The sequence below is a fragment of the Thalassotalea sp. HSM 43 genome (assembly GCF_004752005.1).
Classification (GTDB): domain Bacteria; phylum Pseudomonadota; class Gammaproteobacteria; order Enterobacterales; family Alteromonadaceae; genus Thalassotalea_A.
In genome coordinates, this window is sequence record NZ_CP038493.1 from 834,619 (window position 1) to 855,766 (window position 21,148).

The 21,148-nt window shown below is 43.9% G+C and carries 15 protein-coding genes; 5 read left to right on the forward strand and 10 right to left on the reverse strand.

The window, feature by feature from the left end; all coding sequences use genetic code 11:
- Positions 1-37: 37 nt before the first annotated feature.
- Entirely contained in the window at positions 38-1,009 is a 972-nt protein-coding gene (locus tag E2K93_RS03480; RefSeq protein ID WP_135437758.1) for a PstS family phosphate ABC transporter substrate-binding protein, read from the forward strand.
- Between the two features lie 89 nt (positions 1,010-1,098).
- Here the strand turns inward: E2K93_RS03480 and E2K93_RS03485 are convergent, their stop codons facing one another.
- Positions 1,099-1,596 carry a glycine cleavage system protein R gene (locus E2K93_RS03485; RefSeq protein WP_135437759.1) on the reverse strand — a complete coding sequence of 166 codons (498 nt, stop codon included), beginning with the start codon at positions 1,594-1,596 and terminating at the stop codon, positions 1,099-1,101.
- Between the two features lie 218 nt (positions 1,597-1,814).
- On the opposite strand from E2K93_RS03485, the gene E2K93_RS03490 reads away from it, so the two are divergent.
- Positions 1,815-3,461, forward strand: a complete 1,647-nt coding sequence (locus E2K93_RS03490; RefSeq protein ID WP_135437760.1) for a dipeptidyl-peptidase 3 family protein — start codon at positions 1,815-1,817, stop codon at positions 3,459-3,461.
- Positions 3,462-3,546: 85 nt separating this feature from the next.
- Here E2K93_RS03490 and E2K93_RS03495 read toward each other — a convergent pair whose 3' ends face one another.
- Both E2K93_RS03495 and thiI read right to left on the reverse strand, forming a co-directional pair.
- The gene (locus tag E2K93_RS03495) at positions 3,547-4,800 is read right to left on the reverse strand and encodes a DUF4382 domain-containing protein (RefSeq protein ID WP_228445470.1); all 1,254 of its coding nucleotides are present in this window, start codon (positions 4,798-4,800) and stop codon (positions 3,547-3,549) included.
- A 198-nt stretch (positions 4,801-4,998) separates the two neighbouring features.
- Complete coding sequence (thiI, locus tag E2K93_RS03500) at positions 4,999-6,462, reverse strand: tRNA uracil 4-sulfurtransferase ThiI (RefSeq protein ID WP_135437761.1); 1,464 nt, start codon at positions 6,460-6,462, stop codon at positions 4,999-5,001.
- A gap of 167 nt (positions 6,463-6,629) precedes the next feature.
- On the opposite strand from thiI, the gene xseB reads away from it, so the two are divergent.
- Genes xseB through dxs form a run of 3 tightly spaced genes read left to right on the forward strand, consistent with a single transcriptional unit; the run spans position 6,630 to position 9,651 of the window.
- Positions 6,630-6,878 carry an exodeoxyribonuclease VII small subunit gene (gene xseB / locus E2K93_RS03505; protein ID WP_135437762.1) on the forward strand — a complete coding sequence of 83 codons (249 nt, stop codon included), beginning with the start codon at positions 6,630-6,632 and terminating at the stop codon, positions 6,876-6,878.
- Positions 6,878-7,765, forward strand: coding sequence for a (2E,6E)-farnesyl diphosphate synthase (gene ispA, locus E2K93_RS03510; RefSeq protein WP_135437763.1), 888 nt, complete (start codon positions 6,878-6,880; stop codon positions 7,763-7,765). The genes xseB and ispA overlap by 1 nt, the downstream gene beginning before the upstream one ends.
- Positions 7,766-7,779: 14 nt before the next feature.
- Positions 7,780-9,651, forward strand: a complete 1,872-nt coding sequence (dxs, locus tag E2K93_RS03515; protein ID WP_135437764.1) for a 1-deoxy-D-xylulose-5-phosphate synthase — start codon at positions 7,780-7,782, stop codon at positions 9,649-9,651.
- Positions 9,652-9,694: 43 nt separating this feature from the next.
- Here dxs and E2K93_RS03520 read toward each other — a convergent pair whose 3' ends face one another.
- The 7 genes from E2K93_RS03520 to E2K93_RS03550 all read right to left on the reverse strand — a co-directional run bounded on the left by E2K93_RS03520 (position 9,695) and on the right by E2K93_RS03550 (position 21,086).
- Positions 9,695-10,030 carry a gamma-glutamylcyclotransferase family protein gene (locus E2K93_RS03520; protein ID WP_135437765.1) on the reverse strand — a complete coding sequence of 112 codons (336 nt, stop codon included), beginning with the start codon at positions 10,028-10,030 and terminating at the stop codon, positions 9,695-9,697.
- A gap of 12 nt (positions 10,031-10,042) precedes the next feature.
- Positions 10,043-10,765: a tetratricopeptide repeat protein gene (locus E2K93_RS03525; protein ID WP_135437766.1), complete on the reverse strand. Its 723-nt coding sequence runs from the start codon at positions 10,763-10,765 to the stop codon at positions 10,043-10,045.
- 173 nt (positions 10,766-10,938) lie between these two features.
- On the reverse strand, positions 10,939-11,400 hold the full coding sequence (locus E2K93_RS03530; RefSeq protein WP_135437767.1) for an RNA methyltransferase: 462 nt from the start codon (positions 11,398-11,400) through the stop codon (positions 10,939-10,941).
- 176 nt (positions 11,401-11,576) lie between these two features.
- Positions 11,577-12,719 (reverse strand): molecular chaperone DnaJ, encoded by a 1,143-nt coding sequence (gene dnaJ / locus E2K93_RS03535; protein ID WP_135437768.1) that lies wholly within the window; start codon positions 12,717-12,719, stop codon positions 11,577-11,579.
- A 117-nt stretch (positions 12,720-12,836) separates the two neighbouring features.
- Complete coding sequence (gene dnaK, locus E2K93_RS03540) at positions 12,837-14,765, reverse strand: molecular chaperone DnaK (protein WP_135437769.1); 1,929 nt, start codon at positions 14,763-14,765, stop codon at positions 12,837-12,839.
- Positions 14,766-14,937: 172 nt separating this feature from the next.
- Complete coding sequence (locus E2K93_RS03545; protein ID WP_135437770.1) at positions 14,938-15,993, reverse strand: response regulator; 1,056 nt, start codon at positions 15,991-15,993, stop codon at positions 14,938-14,940.
- Entirely contained in the window at positions 15,993-21,086 is a 5,094-nt protein-coding gene (locus E2K93_RS03550; RefSeq protein WP_135437771.1) for a response regulator, read from the reverse strand. Before E2K93_RS03550 ends, E2K93_RS03545 begins: the two co-directional genes overlap by 1 nt.
- Positions 21,087-21,148 lie beyond the last annotated feature (62 nt).

Consider the following 21,148-nt stretch of genomic DNA (forward strand, 5'->3'; position numbering starts at 1 on the left):
ATTTTGACTTAATACTTTTACTCTTTGGAGAATAACTATGAAACTTAAAAGTTTACTAACCGGTGTTGGTTTAGCTGTAGCAACTTTAGCAAGTTCAAATGCGCTAGCTCTTGACAAAAACTTGCCAGAGTACAAAAAAACCAGTGGTATTTCAGGTAACCTATCTTCTGTAGGTTCAGATACTCTTGCCAACATGATGACGTTTTGGGCTGAAGAGTTTAAGCGCACTTACCCAAGTGTAAACATTCAAATTCAAGCGGCCGGTTCTTCTACTGCGCCACCAGCGCTTACTGAAGCCACTTCAAACATGGGCCCTATGAGCCGCAAAATGAAGTCGAAAGAAATTCAGTCTTTTGAAAAGAAATTTGGTTACAAGCCAACAGCGGTTCGTGTTGCTATCGATGCGCTAGCGGTATTCGTTCATAAAGATAACCCAATTGAAGGCCTAAGCATCCAGCAAGTTGATGCGATTTTCTCTTCAAACCGCAAATGTAAAGGCTCTGAAGATGCTGACCGTTGGGGTAAATTAGGTCTTGACGGTGAATGGACAGCTAAAGACATCCAACTTTACGGTCGTAACTCAGTATCAGGTACTTACGGTTACTTTAAGAAAAAAGCGTTGTGTAAAGGTGACTTCAAAAACACCGTAAACGAGCAACCTGGTTCTGCGTCTGTTGTACAATCTGTTTCAGCGTCCCTTAACGGTATCGGTTACTCAGGTATTGGTTACAAAACGTCAGGTGTTCGTGCTTTACCACTAAGCAAGAAAGGCACTAACTATGTTGAAGCAAACATGGATAATGCAGTATCTGGTGAGTACCCACTATCACGTTACTTATACGTTTACGTGAACAAGCACCCAAACAAACCACTTGCTCCGAAAGAAGCAGAGTTCTTGAAGATGGTTCTATCAAAGCAAGGTCAAAAAATTGTTGAGAAAGATGGTTACATTCCACTTCCAGCAGACGTTGTAGAAAAAGAATTCAAAAAATTAGGTTTGTCGCTTTAATTAGCGCAAACGATTATCGATAAAAATGGCCCTTAAGGGCCATTTTTTTATCTGATTCTCAACCTATCAAGCGCAAATAAACACTGCCGCTAGATATTCAAATCAACAATTAAATCATCTTCGATACCTTCAAGCGCATCGACAAGTTGTTCTATTTGCTGGTCCGTTGTCACCGCAACAATGGCTGATGCTTTAAATATTGGCTGACCAAAATGAGGTGCATTGCCCTGGCTACTTACCAATTTAACCAAATTACCTTTGGCTTTATGTATCACCGCAGAAATATCACCAATAATACCAGGACGATCATTGGCAGTTATATCAATAGAGATGGTTCTGTCATCGTAATTACTAGGTTTGCTTAGCTGAATGTTCATATCCAACATATCAAAGCCTTGTAGGTCATTTACCAGAGCCTCGGCATTTTGTTCGGCAACCATGACTTCCAGAATGCCAGCAAAAAAACCAGATAAATGACGCATGCTACTGGTTTGCCAGTTACCGCCATGATGTTTCACAATCGCTGCTAACTTCTCAACTAAGCCAGGACGATCCTCACCCAAAAATGAAATTACTACATGTCTCATAATTCTTCCCTCGTCTGTACAATTGCAAAAGTGCCGCCTGTTCAATTAATTAATAACAGAGGAATTGTGGCAAGTCCAATGTTCGCTGCCACGGACAACCAACGAAATGACAATCATTTTGCGCAACAAGTTGCTTATTCGGTCAATAATTTTTATTCTTCTAAACACTATAGTGCGTCATGCACTCACAAATAATTAAAATACTACTGGGGAAAACTATGAAGTTGGCAAAAATTGCAGCAGCAATCGCAGTCACAACCTGTCTTTTCGCATGTAATAACAAAGATGCTGAGCATCAAACCCATGAGTTATTACCGCAAGCCGAATCTCGTTTAAATATTTATCAAGAAGTCACCTTATCCGCCGATTTATCGCACTTAAGCGACAACCAACGAACCATGCTGTCGATTCTAATAGACGCATCGAAAATAATGGATGAGCTATTTTGGCAGCAAGCGTTTGGTGACAATAAAGCCGCGTTTTTAGCCAGTATCAAAGATCCGGCAACCAAGCGTTTTGTTGAAATTAACTATGGCCCTTGGGATCGATTGCAAGGTGACAAGCCATTCTTAAGTAATATTGATGTCAAACCTATGGGCGCGCAATTCTACCCTGCCGATATGAGCAAAGATGAATTCGACGCAGCGGACTTTGCAGGTAAAGAATCGCTCTATTCGGTTGTACGTCGTAATCAAAAAGGTCAATTATACTCATTGCCATACTCAGAAGCCTACGCCGAACAATTAGAGCGTGCGGCAGCATTGCTGAAAAAAGCCGCCACATATGCCGAAGATACCGAGTTTGCCAACTACCTTAATATGCGTGCCGAAGCGTTTCTAAATGATAATTATCAGCCATCCGATTTTGCTTGGATGGATATGAAAAACAACCCGATAGATGTGGTCATCGGCCCTATCGAAACCTATGAAGACTTACTGTACGGTTATCGTGCTGGGTTTGAATCCTATGTTCTGGTCAAAGACTTAAGCTGGAGCGAACGATTAGCCAAATACGCTGAGCACCTACCAAGTTTGCAAAAAGGGTTACCGGTAAGTAAAAAATACAAAGCTGAAACACCAGGTGCGGATGCCGATCTTAATGCCTACGATGTCATTTATTATGCTGGTCACTCCAACGCTGGCTCTAAAACCATCGCCATCAACCTACCGAACGATGAGCAGGTACAATTGCAAAAAGGCACGCGACGCTTGCAGCTTAAAAACGCAATGCGCGCTAAATTCGACACCATTATGCTGCCAATTGCCGACACCTTAGTCAGCGAAGAAGACCGCAAACATGTCACTTTCACCGCATTTTTTGCCAATACCATGTTCCATGAAGTTGCCCACGGCTTAGGCATCAAAAATACCATCAATAAAAAAGGTACCGTTCGTAGCGCCTTAAAAGAGCACGCATCTGCATTAGAAGAAGGTAAAGCGGATATTCTTGGCTTGTATATGGTGCGTCAACTGCTTAAGAAGAAGGTCATCACTGAAGGTGAATTAAAAGACTACTACACCACCTTTATGGCCGGCATATTCCGCTCTGTGCGCTTTGGTGCTTCTAGCGCCCACGGCAAGGCCAACATGGTGCGTTTTAACTATTTTGCCGACCAAGGTGCTTTCACCAAAGACGAGCAAGGTTTTTATCGTGTCGACATGGACAAAATGAGCAAAGCCATCGACTCCTTATCCAAGTTGATCTTAACCTTGCAAGGTGATGGTGATTATCAAGGCGTCGCTACCATGGTTAAAGAAATGGGCATAATACGAGACGATCTAGCCGCCGATTTGGCAAAGTTAGAAGCGGCCAACATTCCCGTAGATATCGTCTTTAAACAAGGTAAGCGTGTGCTAGATTTGTAATCTACATTTAAGCCTCATTAAAAAAGCCATCCCCTAAAAGAGATGGCTTTTTTGTTGCTTTCAATGTGCCTATCAGTCGATATGGCTAATCATCATCACTGTCATCACCAATAGGGAAGTCTTGCTCGACTTCTTCACCGGTGATCACTTTCACCACCGCCGCTTGACCTACTGGGTTTGCAATGAGTAAACCATCATATTGCACGGGATCGTCGATATAGCCATCACCACCAACATTACAAGCTAATACAACGGTATAAATGGCATCATTAGGGTCGACGTCAACAGCAAATCCCTCACCATTGGGGACAAAACCAAATTCATACTCGTATTCTACGTCCCCTTCATCGCTATCATCGCCTTCGTCATCGTCATCGTCATCGTCGTCCATCACAACTAACGTACTAGCAAATGGCTCTACTGGATTTGCAGGAAAGTCTTCATCTGTGGGCATGACATAGTCGATATCGTCGCTGTCGATATTATCGATAAGACTCGCTTCATTACCGGTTTGATCGCCCTGATATAGGTAAACCGTATGCGTTAAGCCAGTGCACGTTGGCATATCGCCATTGAGCTCGGATAACTCAATAACCGCCGCTAGATCGACATCGCCTTCGATGTGACCACTGCTGCTACTGCCGGTAATTCGCACCCCGTGCGGTTTTACAATAAAGCCGTTTTGCGCCGGATCGACACCACGCTGGACTAAAGATTTGCGTAAATCAAATTCGACGGTATAGGCGGGGCCGCTCTCAGTTTCACTGGCACCAAGAACCACGTCAAACCGCCCTAGTTTTAAGCGAGTGCTGGGGACTTTCAAATCATATTGCACGTCATCGTCCAAGGTAACCCAGGACATATTATTTACAACCACCAACTCCATTCGGTAGGCACCAACGGCAACCTCAATATCGTCGTCTTCACTGATGATGGTTAATTGATCTGAACCGGTATAGTCCAATAGGTTAATGCTGACAATATCTTCACCGTCGAAACTATCGATAACAACGGTTTGGCGATCATCATCATCATCATCATCATCATCATCATCATCGTCATCATCATCGTCGTCGTCATCGTCATCATCGTCGTCGTCATCGTCGTCGTCGTCGTCGTCGTCGTCGTCGTCATCATTATCAACAGGGATCAAACGAATTTGGTCAATGGCTATCACAACTTCTTTGGCATCATCAACGGGGGCATCAGAGATACCTAGTGAAAATGGCACCATCACAAGCAAGGGGTCGTTATCATTGTCACTACCGCCACCACAACTGCTCAGCCCAAGTGACATGGAAACGGCCGCTGCAATACATGTTATTTTTGTATTCATCATAACTTCTCCAAGTCATTCGTTATTGTTATTAAGGTTATTTGTCAGTGTAGTACAAATCCCTTGTTTTACTTACCAGGCAGGCTGTTGAGCTATCGGTGCTTTCTCTTGGAACATCAGCTTAAATGACATTGTAAAAGGCATAAAAAAAGCCCGCTACAAATCATTTGTAGCGGGCTTTCTGTAAACTCTTTAATGCGTTTATGGACGATATACTTTTACGTTCATAAAGCCATTGTCATGCAAATACAATGCTTGTAGCTTGCTCATCACGCCACGGTCACAATACAACAAGTACGTCTTGTCTTGCGGTAAATCGCCAAATTGAGTTGCCAAGCGATAAAACGGGATGTGCTCTACTTCAACATCATCCAGTTCAAGTGGGTTGGCATCTTCTTCTTCTGGGCTACGAATATCGAGGATAACGTGCTCACTGCCCGCGCTTTCCACCATTTCAACTTCTTTAATGGTTTGCACTTCGTCTTCGGTTTCTTTGCCGATGTCGCGAATATCCATCACACGAGCTTGCTCAACCATCTGATCAATCAAGCTCATGTCAAAATTGGCTTCTTCTGCTTCAATCTTAGACAGCACCGCTTTTACCGTTGGTTTTTGCGATATAACACCACAATATTCCGGCATCACTTTAGCAAAATCTTCGGTACCGATTTGACGAGCAATATCAATAATATCTTGTTTATCATACACCGTTAGTGGACGTAAAATCAGCTTTTCGGTAACTCGGTCTATAACCCCTAAGTTCGTCAACGTTTGACTCGATACTTGGCCAAGCGCTTCACCGGTAACGAGCGCCTCAACGCCCATTTTGTCAGCAACTTTGGTCGCTGCACGCATCATCATGCGTTTTAGCACAACGCCCATTTGGCCGTTTTCGATTTTTTCCAGAATTTCGGCAACGATAGGTTCAAAATCAACGGCGATAAATTTCACCTTGTGAGATGCACCGTATTTATTCCACAGATAATAACTGACCTGTTTAACGCCAAGTTCATGGGCAGAACCACCAAGATTAAAGAAACAAAAATGTGTTCGCGCGCCTTTTTTGATCAGTTGATAACTGGCAACGCCAGAATCAAAACCGCCAGACATTAATGACAACACATCTTCTTGGGTAGGAATCGGAAAGCCACCTAGTGCTTGATGACGTTCACTGACAATAAATAGTCTGTCTCTATTTATTTCAAGACGAATAGTGACATCAGGTTTTTTCAGTTTCACCCGCGCCGACTCGACGTTTTGGTTCAGACCACCACCAACGTATTGCTCAATTTGCAGCGACGAAAAATCATGTTCACCAGTACGCTTAGCACGCACACAAAAACTCTTATTTTCAATGGTTTTGGCATGCACTGCTAAGGTTTTTTCAAAAATGTCTTGTACCGAGTCGAAGTCGTATTCGATAACTTCTAAAAAATGCGTAATACCAGGCACACATTTTAAAGTTTCAATGATCTTAATACGATTGTCTTCACTGGTATCCTTGCTGGTAACCTCAATATTGTCCCAATTCATTTTGGTACGGACTTGCTCGTCAACGCGGCGTAGTACGTTTTTAATATTCGATTCAAGGATTTTCGTGAAACGCTTGCGCACTGGGCGCGACTTTATGGTAATTTCAGGTTGTAATTTTACGATAAACTTCATTATCAAAACCGGGCGACTAAAAAACTGGCGCATTATACACTATGGCGTACAAGATGTGCTAATGCATCTATGTATTTAAAGTCTATACCATTTATGGCAAATACAGGTTAAAATGGCCGATTAATAATGAACTCGCTCGAGTATTACTCGACATGACAAGGGTATGCATGGTGAAAAAGCCTGAAAATCAAAGCTTTGAAGAGTCTATCAACGAACTTGAACAAATCGTAACCAGCCTAGAGCAAGGCGATTTGTCACTCGAAGATTCGATGAAACTGTTTGAACGCGGTCTGGCTTTAAGTCAGGCAAGCCAACAAAAGCTTGATGGTGCCGAACAAAAAATCCAAATTTTGTTGGACAAAAATGGCGACCAAACCCTTGCCAACTTCACTCAAGATGACAATAGCGAACTTTAATGCAACTGGAAAACCTTGCACATTATCAGCAGCGCATTGATGCCTATCTGCAGCTGCAATTAGATAACCTTGAGATTAACGATCAACGTCTATTTGATGCCATGCAATATGGTTTATTGATTGGTGGAAAACGCATGCGCCCATATTTGGCTTATGTCACCGCCAATATGTTGCACTTGGATTTAGATGACATCGACCCTATTGCCGCGGCACTTGAATGCATTCACGCTTATTCATTAATTCACGATGATCTGCCTGCCATGGACGATGACGATTTACGTCGTGGTCAAGCGACGTGTCACATTAAATTTGACGAAGCGACGGCGATTTTAGCGGGTGATGCTTTGCAATCATTGGCGTTTGATATTCTTGCCAATCACAGCTTTAGCAGTATCAGTGCACAAACCCATGTGAATTTGATGCAGCAGTTATCCCATGCCACTGGCTATCAAGGGATGTGCGGTGGTCAGGCTATGGATTTAGCCGCGACCGGTGAGCAAGTATCGTTATCGCATTTGCAAACCATCCATAAATTAAAAACCGGCGCTTTACTTAAAGCGTCTATATTGATGCCGGCAAGTTGTCGCGAAGATTTACCCGAGCAAACCTTTGCTGGTTTGCAGCAATTTGCTGAACAAATCGGCCTTGCATATCAAGTCCATGATGACATCATCGACATCACCAGTAGCGAAGAAACCCTGGGAAAGCCTGCCGGATCTGATCTTGAAGCGAACAAATCTACGTATCCTTCTTTACTAGGACTCGATGGCGCCTTGAAAAAAGAGCAGCAATTATTTGAGCAAGCACTCACTGCGCTCACGGCATTGCCTTACAACACCCGAAACTTGGCTGATTTTTCCACGTTTATCATTAAACGTGCTCATTAATTATATTGATTACTATGACTATAGAATTGTCTGACTACCCATTATTGGCAACCATTGACGAACCAAGTCAACTGAGAGATTACCCTCAGGAGAAACTTAAGCAGATCAGTGATGAATTGCGTAGCTACTTACTAAACTCTGTTAGTAAGAGCAGTGGTCACTTTGCTTCGGGCCTCGGTGCGATAGAGTTAACCGTCGCCCTGCATTATGTTTACGAAACACCGTTTGATAACGTTGTTTGGGATGTGGGTCATCAAGCCTACCCTCATAAAATCCTAACCGGTCGTCGCGATCAATTGCATACCATTCGTCAAAAAGATGGTTTACACCCGTTTCCGTGGCGTGAAGAAAGCGATTACGATGTGTTAAGCGTCGGTCATTCGAGTACTTCAATATCCGCCGCCCTTGGTATGACGGTTGCCGCGGAAAAAGAAGGTAAAGGTCGTCAAACCGTTGCCGTGATCGGTGATGGCGCAATGACCGCAGGTATGGCTTTTGAAGCATTAAACCACGGTGGCGATATCCACAAAGATATGTTGATTGTGCTAAACGACAACGAGATGAGTATCTCTGAAAACGTTGGTGCATTAAACAACCATTTGGCGAAATTATTGTCCGGCAGTTTGTATACCGGTTTACGCGAAAGCTCAAAACGAATTCTTAATTCCATTCCGCCAATCAAAGAATTGGCATCACGAGCCGAAGAGCACCTCAAAGGTATGGTGGTGCCATCAACGTTTTTCGAAGAGTTAGGTTTTAACTACATTGGCCCGATTGACGGTCATGATGTTGACGGTTTGGTTGACACCATACGCAATATGAAAAGCCTTAAAGGTCCACAGATTTTGCATGTGGTCACCAAAAAAGGTAAAGGTTACGAGCAAGCTGAGCAAGACCCGATCAAATACCACGCCGTACCTAAGTTTGATCCTGCCAGTCAGTCTCTGCCAAAGAGTCCACCAAGTCTGCCAACCTATTCAAAAATATTTGGTGACTGGTTATGTGACATGGCCGAACAAGACGACAAATTAGTCGCCATTACCCCGGCGATGCGTGAAGGCTCTGGCATGGTGGAATTCAGTCAGCGTTTTCCAGACAAATACTTTGACGTTGCCATAGCTGAACAGCATGCAGTGACATTTGGTGCAGGTTTGGCAATAGGTGGCAACAACGCCATTGTTGCCATTTACTCAAGCTTCTTACAACGTGCCTATGATCAATTGATCCACGATGTCGCCATTCAAAACTTACCGGTTTTGTTTGCCATCGATCGCGCCGGTATTGTTGGCGCCGATGGTCCGACGCATCAAGGTGCATACGATTTAAGTTTTATGCGTTGTGTACCTAACATGGTGATCATGTGTCCGTCGGATGAAGCAGAATGTCGATTGATGTTGACCACAGGTCATAAGCACAGTGGTCCTGCCGCAGTTCGCTACCCTCGTGGTAACGCAGTCGGTGTCGAACTCCCAGATTTGCAGCAAGTGATTGAAATCGGTAAAGGCGTTATTCGTCGCCAAGGTGACAGATTAGCGATACTATCGTTTGGCACCATGTTGCAAGCGGGTCAGTATGCCGCCGATGAACTTAACGCCACGGTTGCCGATATGCGCTTCGTTAAGCCACTTGATACCGCCTTAATCGATCAATTAGTGGCAGAGCATGAATACATCATCACCATCGAAGACAATGCCATTGCCGGCGGCGCAGGTTCGGCGGTGAATGAATACCTAATAAGCAAAGGCTACACAAATAAAGTATTAAACATTGGTTTGCCTGATGAGTTTATCAAGCACGGTACACAACCCGAGATCCATAAAGAGTTGTTGATTGATGGTGAAGGTATTTTGATGAAAGCCAAGGGCTTTATTAACGCCAGCAGTTAATACTGCGATTATGAACAATAAAAAAGCCGCTTTCGCGGCTTTTTTATTGTTCAAATTTTAGCTGGTAGACAAACGCTTTAACGATACGCCCCTGCTCGGTTAACACCTCGGTTTCAACACGCTTATAGCCCTCGCCTTCAAAGTCATCAAGCAAAGTCCAACTGCTCGGTAAATTATCAGAGATAAACAAATAGCCCGAGACGGGCTCGGCTTCTTTGTCTAAGACTATGCCAGGATAACCTAGCCAAGCACCCCAGCCTTGTTGATATAAATGACCTTTGACTTTTGCCTTTTCATAGCGGCCACCGATCGCTGTCAATATATGTTCATTAGACTGACCTGGGCACAGGCTACCATAGACAAATAGGTGTTTACTCATTCGTCAGGCTCGTTATTGATTCCAACTATAAGGTTTATATTCATCAATTTTTGGCGCAATTTTTAGGTACAGCTCATCGGCTCGGGCTCGGCAACGCTTTATTTGATCACGGGACAAGCCTTGCGCATCCATATCCATGCTTTGCTCTGCCGGTCCGTAGCCATTGTAGGCGGCGATACGGTTCCAAATGTAGGATTGCTCCACATTCTTAGACACCCCTTTGCCGTCATAGTACAAAATCGCTAGATTAAACTGTGCCAAGGCATAATTTTGCATTGCGGCATCTTCATACCACGTTGCCGCTTTGACATAATTTTGCGTGGTATTAACGCCTTCTTGATACATCAAGGCCAAATTAAATTGGGCCGCAGCTAAACCTTTATCTGCTGCTCTCTTGGTATATTCAAAGCCTTGGCGCTTATCCACTATGGTGCCACGACCTTCAAGGTACATTTGTGCGATATTAAACTGTGCTTCAGGAATACCGCGTTTCGCAGCTCTTTGGTATAACTCAAACGCTTTGGTTTGACTTTTCTTAACACCCAAGCCACGTTCGTACATCGTTGCCTGATGGTACAAGGCCTGTGGGTGGCCCAAATCAACCATAGGTTTTAACTCTTCTACCGCAGCGATAAAGTCACCGCGATTCATCATCTCTACCGCTTCTTCCATACCTGCCATTGCCGTGTTTGCAAGCAGTGTAGAGAACAATACGACTAAAATTTTTCTGTTCATAATTTGCCTCAGTGAAAACTGATGATACCAATTTGATTAAACATTTGGTCAGCAATAATGTCAGCGCATAATGTTTGATTAGCTTTTAAACGATAAAGTTCAATACAGCTTAAATGCGCCTAAATAGTTAGCTTAAGTTTAGTTTAAATTTATCTGTTACGTTACTGAAAAATTTACTGTTTTGCTAGTCTGTCATACAAAACAATAGAGCCGGCAACCGAAACGTTTAGGCTGTAATTTCCCGGTAATTTTACCAACTCATGACAACGAGCAAGTGCCTCGCTTGGTAAGCCCGATTGTTCATTACCGAGTAAATAGACACAGCGAAATGGATGTTGATAGTCGATCATATCAATCGCTTTGTCATCAAGTTCTACCCCAACCAAGCGTGTGTCATAGGGTAAGTGAGTGATAAGATCATCCATGTCCCGATAGTGAAACAATGGAATTTTTTGCCAAGCATTGACCACATCCGTGCCTTGCTTTTTATACTTACTGCCCACGGTAAAAATAAATGAGGCGCCAAGTATATACGCACTGCGCCATAAGGTACCAAGATTAACTTGTTCCTTATTGTTAAAAATACCGATCGCAAAAAATCCATCGGCTGGGTATGTTTGCTTTAATCTAGCCATTACGCCTCAGTTTTCTATACATATTCATCGTCACAGAAAATTGCTTCTGCATTTTCGGCATTCCCTACTTCCATGAAGGTCATTGCGGCGAAAGGGTCAACCTCCTGAAGCAAGAGTGTGCCTAAAAATAGTGACAAAAAAGGCTGCAATCGCAGCCTTTTCAATCAGTTACACGCTTATTTTAGCGAATCAAAGAATTTTTTCACACCGTCAAAAAAGCCCTGCTCTTTTGGTCGGTATTTAGCCGCATCGGCGCCTTCACCCATGCTCTCTTGCAGCTTTTCCAATAGCTCGGTTTGTTCACTGTTAAGGTTCACAGGGGTCTCAATGACGACCTTACACAATAAATCACCGGTTGCCGAACTGCGCACCGACTTAACCCCTTTGCCACGCATACGGAATAGCTTACCGGTTTGCGTCTCACGAGGAATTTTCAGTTTTACTTTACCATCAAGAGTTGGTACTTCAATGTCGCCACCAAGCGCCGCTGTAGTAAAGCTGATTGGCACTTCACAGTACAGGTTATTCTCATCACGAACAAAAATATCGTGATCTCGAACATTGACTTGTACATATAAGTCTCCGGCTGGAGCGCCCATTTCACCGGCTTCGCCTTCGCCTGATAAACGAATTCTGTCACCCGTATCCACACCAGCTGGTACTTTTGCCGATAAGGTTTTGGTTTTCTGCACACGGCCTTGGCCATGACATGAATTACACGGGTCTTTGATCACCTTGCCTCGTCCAGAACACGTTGGACAAGTTTGCTGTACCGCAAACAAGCCCTGGCGCATTTGCACTTGGCCATGACCATGACAGGTTTGACAGGTCGTCGCTGAAGAACCTTTCTTAGCACCCGATCCGTCACATGGTTCACAATTGACATAGGTTGGCACTTTAAGCTCAACGGTTTTACCGCGAACCGCTTCTTCCAATGTCATATCAAGATTGTAACGTAAGTCAGAACCACGACGGGCACGAGACTGACCACCACGGCCACCGCGACCACCGCCAAATATGTCACCAAATACGTCGCCAAAGATATCGCCAAAGTCAGCACCGCCGCCAAAGCCACCGCCGCCCATGCCGCCTTGTTCAAAAGCAGCATGACCATACTGGTCATATGCAGCACGCTTTTGCGAGTCATTCAACACTTCATAGGCTTCTTTAATGACCTTGAACTGTTCTTCTTTGTCCTTGTCGCCTTTGGTACGGTCTGGATGATATTTCATCGCCAAACGTTTATAGGCTTTCTTGATTTCGCGCTCGCCGGCATCTTTTGCCACTTCGAGCACTTCATAGTAATCGCGTTTTGACATACCTGTATTTACTTCTGTTTAGGCCCGCTGAATATTCAGCTTGCAGATAAAATAATAAAGCGCTGACATCAGAAATTGACAGCAGCGCTCTATATCAATAACTAACCGAGGTGTTAATTATTTTTTGTCGTCTTTAACTTCTTCAAACTCTGCATCTACTACATCTTCAGCAGGGTTTGCTTGTGGTTCAGCTTGCTCAGCACCGCCAGCTGCACCAGCTTGTGCTTGCGCTTTAGCTTGAGCGATTTCCATAAGTTTTGCAGAGGCTTCAATAACCGCTTGAGACTTAGCTTCAATGGCGTCTTTATCATCGCCTTTGATTGCTTCTTCAAGTTCAGTTAGTGCCGCTTCGATCTTATCTTTATCTTCGCTTGGTAAGTCGTCACCGGCTTCGGTAATTTGCGTACGTGTTGCGTGCGCCATTGCGTCAGCTTGGTTACGAGCATTTACTAGCTCTTCGAACTTGGCATCAGAATCAGCGTTTGCTTCCGCGTCACGTACCATTTGCTCTACTTCATCATCAGAAAGACCTGAAGACGCTTTGATTGTGATCTTCTGCTCTTTACCAGTATTTTTATCTTTTGCCGTTACGTGCAAGATACCATCGGCATCGATATCGAAGGTAACTTCGATTTGCGGAACACCACGTGGCGCTGAATCAATACCTTCAAGGTTAAATTGACCAAGAGACTTATTCAAAGATGCTTGCTTACGCTCACCTTGAACAACGTGAACTGTTACAGCAGCTTGGTTATCTTCAGCGGTTGAGAATGTTTGCGATTGCTTAGTAGGAATCGTTGTATTTTTCTCAATAACTTTGGTCATTACGCCACCCATGGTCTCAATACCAAGAGATAGAGGTGTAACGTCAAGAAGTAATACGTCAGTAACGTCACCAGCAAGAACACCAGCTTGTACCGCAGCACCTGAAGCAACAGCTTCATCTGGGTTTACGTCTTTACGTGGCTCTTTGCCAAAGAAGTCTGTTACCGTTTTTTGTACTAGTGGCATACGAGTTTGACCACCAACCAAAATAACGTCGGTTACATCAGAGGTCGACAAGTCCGCATCCGAAAGAGCCATTTTTAATGGTTCTAGTGTTGCTTTAACCATATCATCAACCAAAGACTCTAGCTTGGCACGAGTTACTTTGATGTTCATATGCTTAGGACCCGTTGCATCAGCCGTGATGTACGGTAAGTTAACATCGGTTTGTTGTGCTGATGAAAGCTCACATTTGGCTTTTTCTGCCGCTTCTTTAAGACGCTGCATTGCCAAAGGATCGTTAGTTAAGTCGATCGCTTGATCTTTCTTAAATTCTTCAACAAGGTAGTTGATCATGCGGTTATCAAAGTCTTCACCACCAAGGTGTGTATCACCATTAGTCGCTAGAACTTCAAACGTGTGCTCGCCTTCAACTTCATCAATTTCGATGATTGAAATATCAAATGTACCACCACCAAGGTCGTATACTGCTACAACGCGCTCACCTTGTTGTTTGTCCATACCGTAAGCAAGTGCTGCGGCTGTTGGCTCATTGATAATACGCTTAACTTCTAAACCAGCGATACGACCTGCATCTTTGGTTGCTTGACGTTGAGAGTCATTAAAGTAAGCAGGAACAGTGATAACCGCTTCAGTTACTTCTTCACCAAGAAAGTCTTCAGCCGTTTTCTTCATTTTCTTAAGAACTTCAGCTGATACTTGCGGCGGCGCCATGATTTCGCCTTTCGCTTCAACCCAAGCATCGCCATTGTCGGCTTTTTTGATACCGAAAGGCATGATGTCGATATCACGCTGAACTTCTTTGTCTTCAAAACGACGACCAATAAGACGCTTGATAGCAAATAAAGTATTCTCAGGGTTAGTCACAGCCTGGCGTTTAGCTGGCTGACCAACAAGAGTTTCGCCTTCAGCAGTATATGCAATGATTGAAGGGGTCGTACGATCACCTTCTGCATTTTCAATTACACGAACGTTGTCACCGTCTAGTACAGCAACACATGAGTTAGTTGTCCCTAGGTCAATACCAATTATTTTGCCCATCTTGAGGATCTCCGAAAAAAATAGTTACATCTTAGATAATTTGATAAGTGGGGGACGGCGGATATGTTTTCAATAGGAAAAGTGAAAAAAATTTAAAAAAAATTATTTTTCTGTTGCTGTAACGCTCGATTTTGCCTCACTTAAGGCTAAATCACCTCAAGATAACAAAAAACTATAAGTTGTTGCCGTATATCTCATCCTCGTGTGCGTCATTATATTGGCTCATGATTTGCCTAATTTGCGGCTCACATTGACTAAAAGCAACAACTAAAGCCGGATCAAATGTATTGCCTGCATTTTGTTGCAGATACTCAATCGCTCGCTCATAACTCCACGCCTGTTTGTATGGCCGTTCTGACGTTAGCGCATCGAACACATCTGCGATGGTAACAATTCGCGCACTCAATGGAATATCATCACCTTTGGTGCCGTGTGGATAACCACTGCCATCGTATTTTTCATGATGATAAAGGCAGACCTCTCGCGCTAATGATAATAACGGAGAATCATTGCTACCGAGAATATCGGCGCCGTATTCGACATGTCGCTGCATTTCTTGTCGCTCACCATGGTCGAGTTTGCCCGGTTTCATTAAGATTGCATCGGCAATGCCTATCTTACCGATATCATGCATTGGCGCGGCATCAAAAAGCAGTTCAACCCAATCCTGATTGGCGTGTACCTTTTGCGCCAACATCCGAGAGTAATAACTCATGCGGATAACATGCATGCCCGTTTCATTGTCTTTGTATTCTGCCGCACGCCCTAAGCGACGAATGATTTCCACACGAGTGGTTTCGAGCTCCGCAGTGCGTTGAGCCACCATATGGGTTAATTCTCGTTGCTGATTATACAAAGCCAATTGAGTTCGCACCCGGGCCTGAACAATAGGCACGCTTACCGGTTTGGTAATATAATCAACCGCGCCGAGTTTAAAGCCAATGGCTTCATCCTCCACTTGTGATTTCGCGGTGACAAAAATCACCGGAATATCCGATGTCAGAGGGTTTGATTTTAACCGCCGACACACTTCATGGCCGTCCATACCAGGCATCATAACATCGAGCAGAATAAGATCAGGTTTCGGTTGCCCTTGAGCTATTTTTAACGCCAACTCACCGTTAACCGCCGCCTTAACCTTATACGTAGGGCGTAAAATACCATTGAGTACGTCAATGTTGGCGGGGTTGTCATCGACAACCAATATGGTGGCTGAGTTATCTGTCATCAAGTATCCTTGGCGAGGTTTTCACTAATGAACTGCTTTAATAATGCGTGGGCGTTATCAAAGTCATAATTTTCTATGCTAGTTAATATTCGCTTAAACGCAAATTCATAACGGCTGGCAGTAAACTGTTGCTGCAAGTCTTCAGCGACATCGGTGGCGTCGGTTTCAAAATCTTCTATCAATGACAATAAATGATTTAACTGTTGGCTGTATTGGCTCATATCGATAGCAGATTCGTCGCGATCATCGTTAACGCTATCTTTGACTTTGCTGCTATTAAGCAGTTGCCCCAGCTCCGATAATACATCCTGCAGCTTGCTGGTCACTTGTTGCAATTGGGTGCTAATGATTTCGTTGCCGGCATTGCCGTTTAATGCCGTCTCCAGCTTATCGGCTTCAGCCTGTAATAAGTTGGCGCCGATATTACCCGCGGTGCCTTTTAAGGTATGCGCTAAACGTGTCGCTTTATTTAATTTATGTTCGCCCCAGGCTTCACTGAAGTGACTATAGAAATCACTTTGACTGGCGACAAATTTGCGCAGCAAACGCAGGTATAAATTTTTATCGCCCGCACAGGTTGCTAAGCCTTTATCAATATTAACGTAAGATAAGTCTTGTTGTTGTAGCGCAATATCATCGCCATCAGTTGCTTGAGACTCACCGACGTCTGTAATTGGCTCGACAGCAAATGGCCCTTGTGAGCTGATCCACTTCGCCATGGTAGAGAACATATCATTGACGTTAATCGGTTTGGCAATATGCGCATTCATGCCCGCCGATAAGACTTTTTCCTTATCGGAAGCCATGGCATTGGCGGTCATGGCAATAATAGGCATATCCGGCTGCTCTTGACGAATAATGCCAGCGGCGGTGTACCCATCCATAACCGGCATTTGCAAATCCATTAATATGCCGTCATAACGATTTAAGGCTGCCATTTCGACCGCTTGTTGACCATTGTCGGCAACATCATAACGAATCTTCGCCTGCTGCAATAAACCGATTGCTAATTCCTGATTAAGCTCATTGTCTTCCACCAACAACACTTTGGCATTATTGAGCTTGCGATAATCTTGCTGCAATGCTTCGTCCTTGCCGAGCTTGCGCGTTGTGGCAATGTATGACTGGCCCATTAAGCGCATCATTTCATCAAATATGGACGAGGCGGTTACCGGTTTACTTAAAAAGCTATCAATATGCAGTTGTTGATCCAATTGTGCGCGATTTTTTATCTGGTCTTTACCGTAGGCAGTAATCAACACAAAGTGCTTGGTTTGATCAGACAATAAGGTCTGCAATTTTGCCACGGTATCGAGGCCATCTAAGCCAGGCATTTGCCAATCTATCATGGCAAAATCAAAATCTGTTTGACCATTGGAGACTAAATCAATGGCTTGCAAACCACTGTATGCCACCTGAATGTCACAACCAAAACTGCTCATAATATTACTTAGCACTTCAGCGGCAATGGTATTGTCATCGACAATCAACACTTTTTTCCCGGTTAACAAGTGACGTTGCTGCTCACTAAATTTCGGCTCCAATTTACCTTGCGGCAAATCCAAGACCACATCAAAGAAAAACACACTGCCCTTGCCCACTTCCGACTCAACCCAAATCTCGCCTTGCATTAAATGAATCAGCTTTTGGCATATGGTCAGTCCTAATCCGGTACCACCGTATTTGCGCGTAGTTGACGAATCCGCTTGTGAAAATGACTGAAATAACTTGTCCATTTGCTGTTGAGACATGCCAATACCAGAGTCCTGAACAGCAAACCGCAAGCGCACTTTATCGGTGTGATGTGGCACCAATTTAATGGAGATAACAATTTGCCCTAGTTCGGTAAATTTAATCGCATTATTGGCTAAATTAATCAGTATTTGATTGAGACGCAGCGGATCGCCACTCAAATACACCGGCACATCTGGGGAGATATTAAATAATAATTCGATCCCCTTATCGTGGGCCTGAAAACCAATGATATTCGCCACATCATCCATAACGTCATCGATGGTAAAGTCGATACGTTCTAGTTCGAGTTTGCCAGCCTCGATTTTTGAGAAATCGAGGATATCGTTAATGATCCCCAATAACGACTCTGCCGCTCTGTGCACTTTTTTAATGTAGTTTTTTGGCTTGCTGTCCAACTCATGCTCTAACGCCAAATGAGACATACCGATGATTGCATTCATCGGCGTACGAATTTCATGACTCATATTGGCAAGAAAGTCAGATTTGGCGCGACTGGCTTCATCCGCCAACACTTTTGCTTCCAGCAAGGCTTTTTTCGCTTGATTCTCTTGAGTCACATCGCGCAGTGACACAATCACATAAGACTTGTCCTCGAGTACGATTGGCGTATATACCGATTCAACTTCAATGCAGCCGCCATCTTTGGTTAAAATATCTAAAGGTACATCGGCATTACCGCTGTGATGCACAAAAGGCTCTTGCCAATAATCTTGGGTGAACAGCTGGTGCTCTTTGCGTCGATGGTGCGGCACTATGGTGTGTAATGGTTTGCCATCGAGCTCTTCCGCCGCCCAGCCCAACATGCGCGTGGTTGTGGCATTAATTTGCTCAATAACATCATCCGTATTGACCAGTAACATCGCAATTGGCATCGACTCTAGTATGGTATTAATGCGGTTTTTCTCTTCCAACCGCTCAGAAATATCCTGAAACGCGACAACCGCTGCCAGTTCACTGTGCTCGTCGTCTTCGCTAATCGGTGCAACAGAATACTCTACCGGAATCGATTCGCCATTTTTGTGCTCAAATACCGCCATAGGATTGCGTATGGTTTTGCCTTCACGCACCGCTTTTAAAATGGGGTTATTGTCATCGGTTAACGAGTCACCATTGGTTTTTTGCTTGTGGAATAGTTGGTAATAAGGCTGATCTATAACGTCCTCTTCTTGATAGCCAAGTAGATTCGACGCGGATTCATTAAAGATACGACAGACACCGTGCTTATCGATACCAAAAATACCATCCGCAACAGAGCCTAGAACCGAACGATTAGTGCGCTCTGATGCCACCAACTCCTGTGTTCTTTCATCGATAATACGTTCTAGCTCTTGTTGTGAGCGACGAGTAATGTCTGTAGCCCGTTGCGATATGATAAACATAAAGGTCGACAAGGCTGCGACAACAATGACAATGGTGATGGTCACAACGGCAAACAAAAAGCGTAATTGATAATAGCGTTTGTAGACTTCGTCGATGTCGACTTCGACCACTACCGAGTTATTCATTTCTTTAAGCCAAGTGGCTTTACCGACCACCAATTTGCCACGATAGTCACGATAGCCAACAATGTCTTCGGTATCGACTTGATATAACGCGCTTTGGGTCATGGTGTTGTCTTCACCATTTGGTAAGACAACGTTTAAGATATTCGACTTGCCGTATTCAAGTTGCCCCAGATCGTATAAGTCAGAAAGAAAACGGCTTTGTGTTAGCATGCGACCTTTTCTATCAATTGAATAGGCTTCTAAGGTGTCGCCTACACCGACATCGGTAAAGGATGCGGCAAAGTTACCTTTGGGATCAAATCGCATCGCCATAATGGCAATAACTTCGCCCCAAATATCGGTTACCGGGGTCGCTACAAACACCACGGCGTCTTGATCTTGCTTTGATAAATTGCCATCGATATCGACTTTTGACCACACCGAAGGAATGAATTGGCTTTGACCATTAACCACTTTCTCAAAAAGCTCTGGTCGTTGTTCAGCGATTGCATGATCTAAGCCCGTTAATGCCTTTTCCGTACTGTATAAGGTTAAGCCTTGCTTTGAGATCAAAAATGCGGCTCGCCCAGAGATGTAAGTAGACGGTCGTTCGCGAAAAAATCGGTCCAATTGATTGTTAGATAAGGTTATGTTTTCTAGACTTTTTCTATCGTAGGCAAGCAATAATTGCTCGGTTAATTCAATAAATTGTGGCAGTTCACTAACCGAGTTGGTTAATTGTTTACGCGACTGATACCAGCCTTTCAGGTTGGTAAGCACACTTTTTTGCGTTATTGATAGCAATTTATCGTATTCTTGCTGTGAATATTTTCTAAACTCACTCAAATACCAAGACATACCGGACACCATGATAGCTAATATCAATAAGACGAGAAGCACATACACACTTTTAAAGCGCGCGGTGCCAAATTTTCGCGCTATTTCATCGGTATATTTTCGCGCCACATGCCAAACCATATACAACAAAAACATGCCAAGTACCGCGGCTCCTACGGCGATATAATTACCGGATAAATTGGTATCTTTTTTCTCTTGAAAATATTGACTCTCCCATTGTCGTTGCATCGAACTTAAGTGCTCGGCCCCTAATTGGTCTATGCCCCAATCAATGATATTTTTCAGTTCAGGTAAATTTTTATTGATGCAATAGCCAATAGCAAAAGGCTCTAACCCTTCAACACTGACCGGTTTAAGCCCGGCAATTCGATTGCTTTTTTGATAATAGTTCAGGCTATATAGGTATAAAATAAAGCCATCAATTTTACCGTCGCGCACTTGCTGTAGGCCTTGCTCGATGTTATCAGTGGTGATCACATTGCTGGCGCCGACCAACTCTTCTGCCTTGGCATGAGTCGCATAGCCTTTTACGACTCCTAATGTTGCATGGTATTTGCCGTCTTTTTTGGCGTTAAACACCTGACTGTCTTGGCGCACCGCCAAAATTGGCGTAAACGTTTGAATGGGTTTTGAAAATAACACCTCGCCTTGGCGCTCTTCGCTATTTGCGCATATCGATAACACATCAATATCGCCGCGCATTAAGCTTTTGTATTCTTGATCGAAAGTCGTTTGCGAGGTGACTTGTAAGGTGATGGGTAGCACTTCATTGAGAGACAAGCGCGCCATTTTGCCTATACCTTCAACTTGGCCATGCTCATCGACAAAATCAAATGGTGGGAAATTGGCATCCATACCAACGTTAACAATGGGGTGCTTATTGGCCCAATCCATGAGTTCAGGCGGCAAATCGTTAGCTGCGAAGGCTCTCAATGCCATCGACAGGACAAATACTAAGGTAACTAACAGTGAAAATGCAGGCCTAATCAGCTTCATGCAAACAGGTCAAAAAAGAGTGATCTTATAAGTATATAATCACATGAGAAATTTACGACCGG

Bases quoted from the DNA above. Each gene is read 5' to 3' on its own strand.
- E2K93_RS03520 (WP_135437765.1), bottom strand. From the start codon at position 10,030: ATGAGTAAACACCTATTTGTCTATGGTAGCCTGTGCCCAGGTCAGTCT.
- dnaJ (WP_135437768.1), bottom strand. From the start codon at position 12,719: ATGTCAAAACGCGATTACTATGAAGTGCTCGAAGTGGCAAAAGATGCC.
- E2K93_RS03495 (WP_228445470.1), bottom strand. From the start codon at position 4,800: ATGATGAATACAAAAATAACATGTATTGCAGCGGCCGTTTCCATGTCA.
- E2K93_RS03550 (WP_135437771.1), bottom strand. From the start codon at position 21,086: ATGAAGCTGATTAGGCCTGCATTTTCACTGTTAGTTACCTTAGTATTT.
- E2K93_RS03525 (WP_135437766.1), bottom strand. From the start codon at position 10,765: ATGAACAGAAAAATTTTAGTCGTATTGTTCTCTACACTGCTTGCAAAC.
- dxs (WP_135437764.1), top strand. From the start codon at position 7,780: ATGACTATAGAATTGTCTGACTACCCATTATTGGCAACCATTGACGAA.
- dnaK (WP_135437769.1), bottom strand. From the start codon at position 14,765: ATGGGCAAAATAATTGGTATTGACCTAGGGACAACTAACTCATGTGTT.
- E2K93_RS03480 (WP_135437758.1), top strand. From the start codon at position 38: ATGAAACTTAAAAGTTTACTAACCGGTGTTGGTTTAGCTGTAGCAACT.
- xseB (WP_135437762.1), top strand. From the start codon at position 6,630: ATGGTGAAAAAGCCTGAAAATCAAAGCTTTGAAGAGTCTATCAACGAA.
- E2K93_RS03530 (WP_135437767.1), bottom strand. From the start codon at position 11,400: ATGGCTAGATTAAAGCAAACATACCCAGCCGATGGATTTTTTGCGATC.
- E2K93_RS03485 (WP_135437759.1), bottom strand. From the start codon at position 1,596: ATGAGACATGTAGTAATTTCATTTTTGGGTGAGGATCGTCCTGGCTTA.
- thiI (WP_135437761.1), bottom strand. From the start codon at position 6,462: ATGAAGTTTATCGTAAAATTACAACCTGAAATTACCATAAAGTCGCGC.
- ispA (WP_135437763.1), top strand. From the start codon at position 6,878: ATGCAACTGGAAAACCTTGCACATTATCAGCAGCGCATTGATGCCTAT.
- E2K93_RS03490 (WP_135437760.1), top strand. From the start codon at position 1,815: ATGAAGTTGGCAAAAATTGCAGCAGCAATCGCAGTCACAACCTGTCTT.
- E2K93_RS03545 (WP_135437770.1), bottom strand. From the start codon at position 15,993: ATGACAGATAACTCAGCCACCATATTGGTTGTCGATGACAACCCCGCC.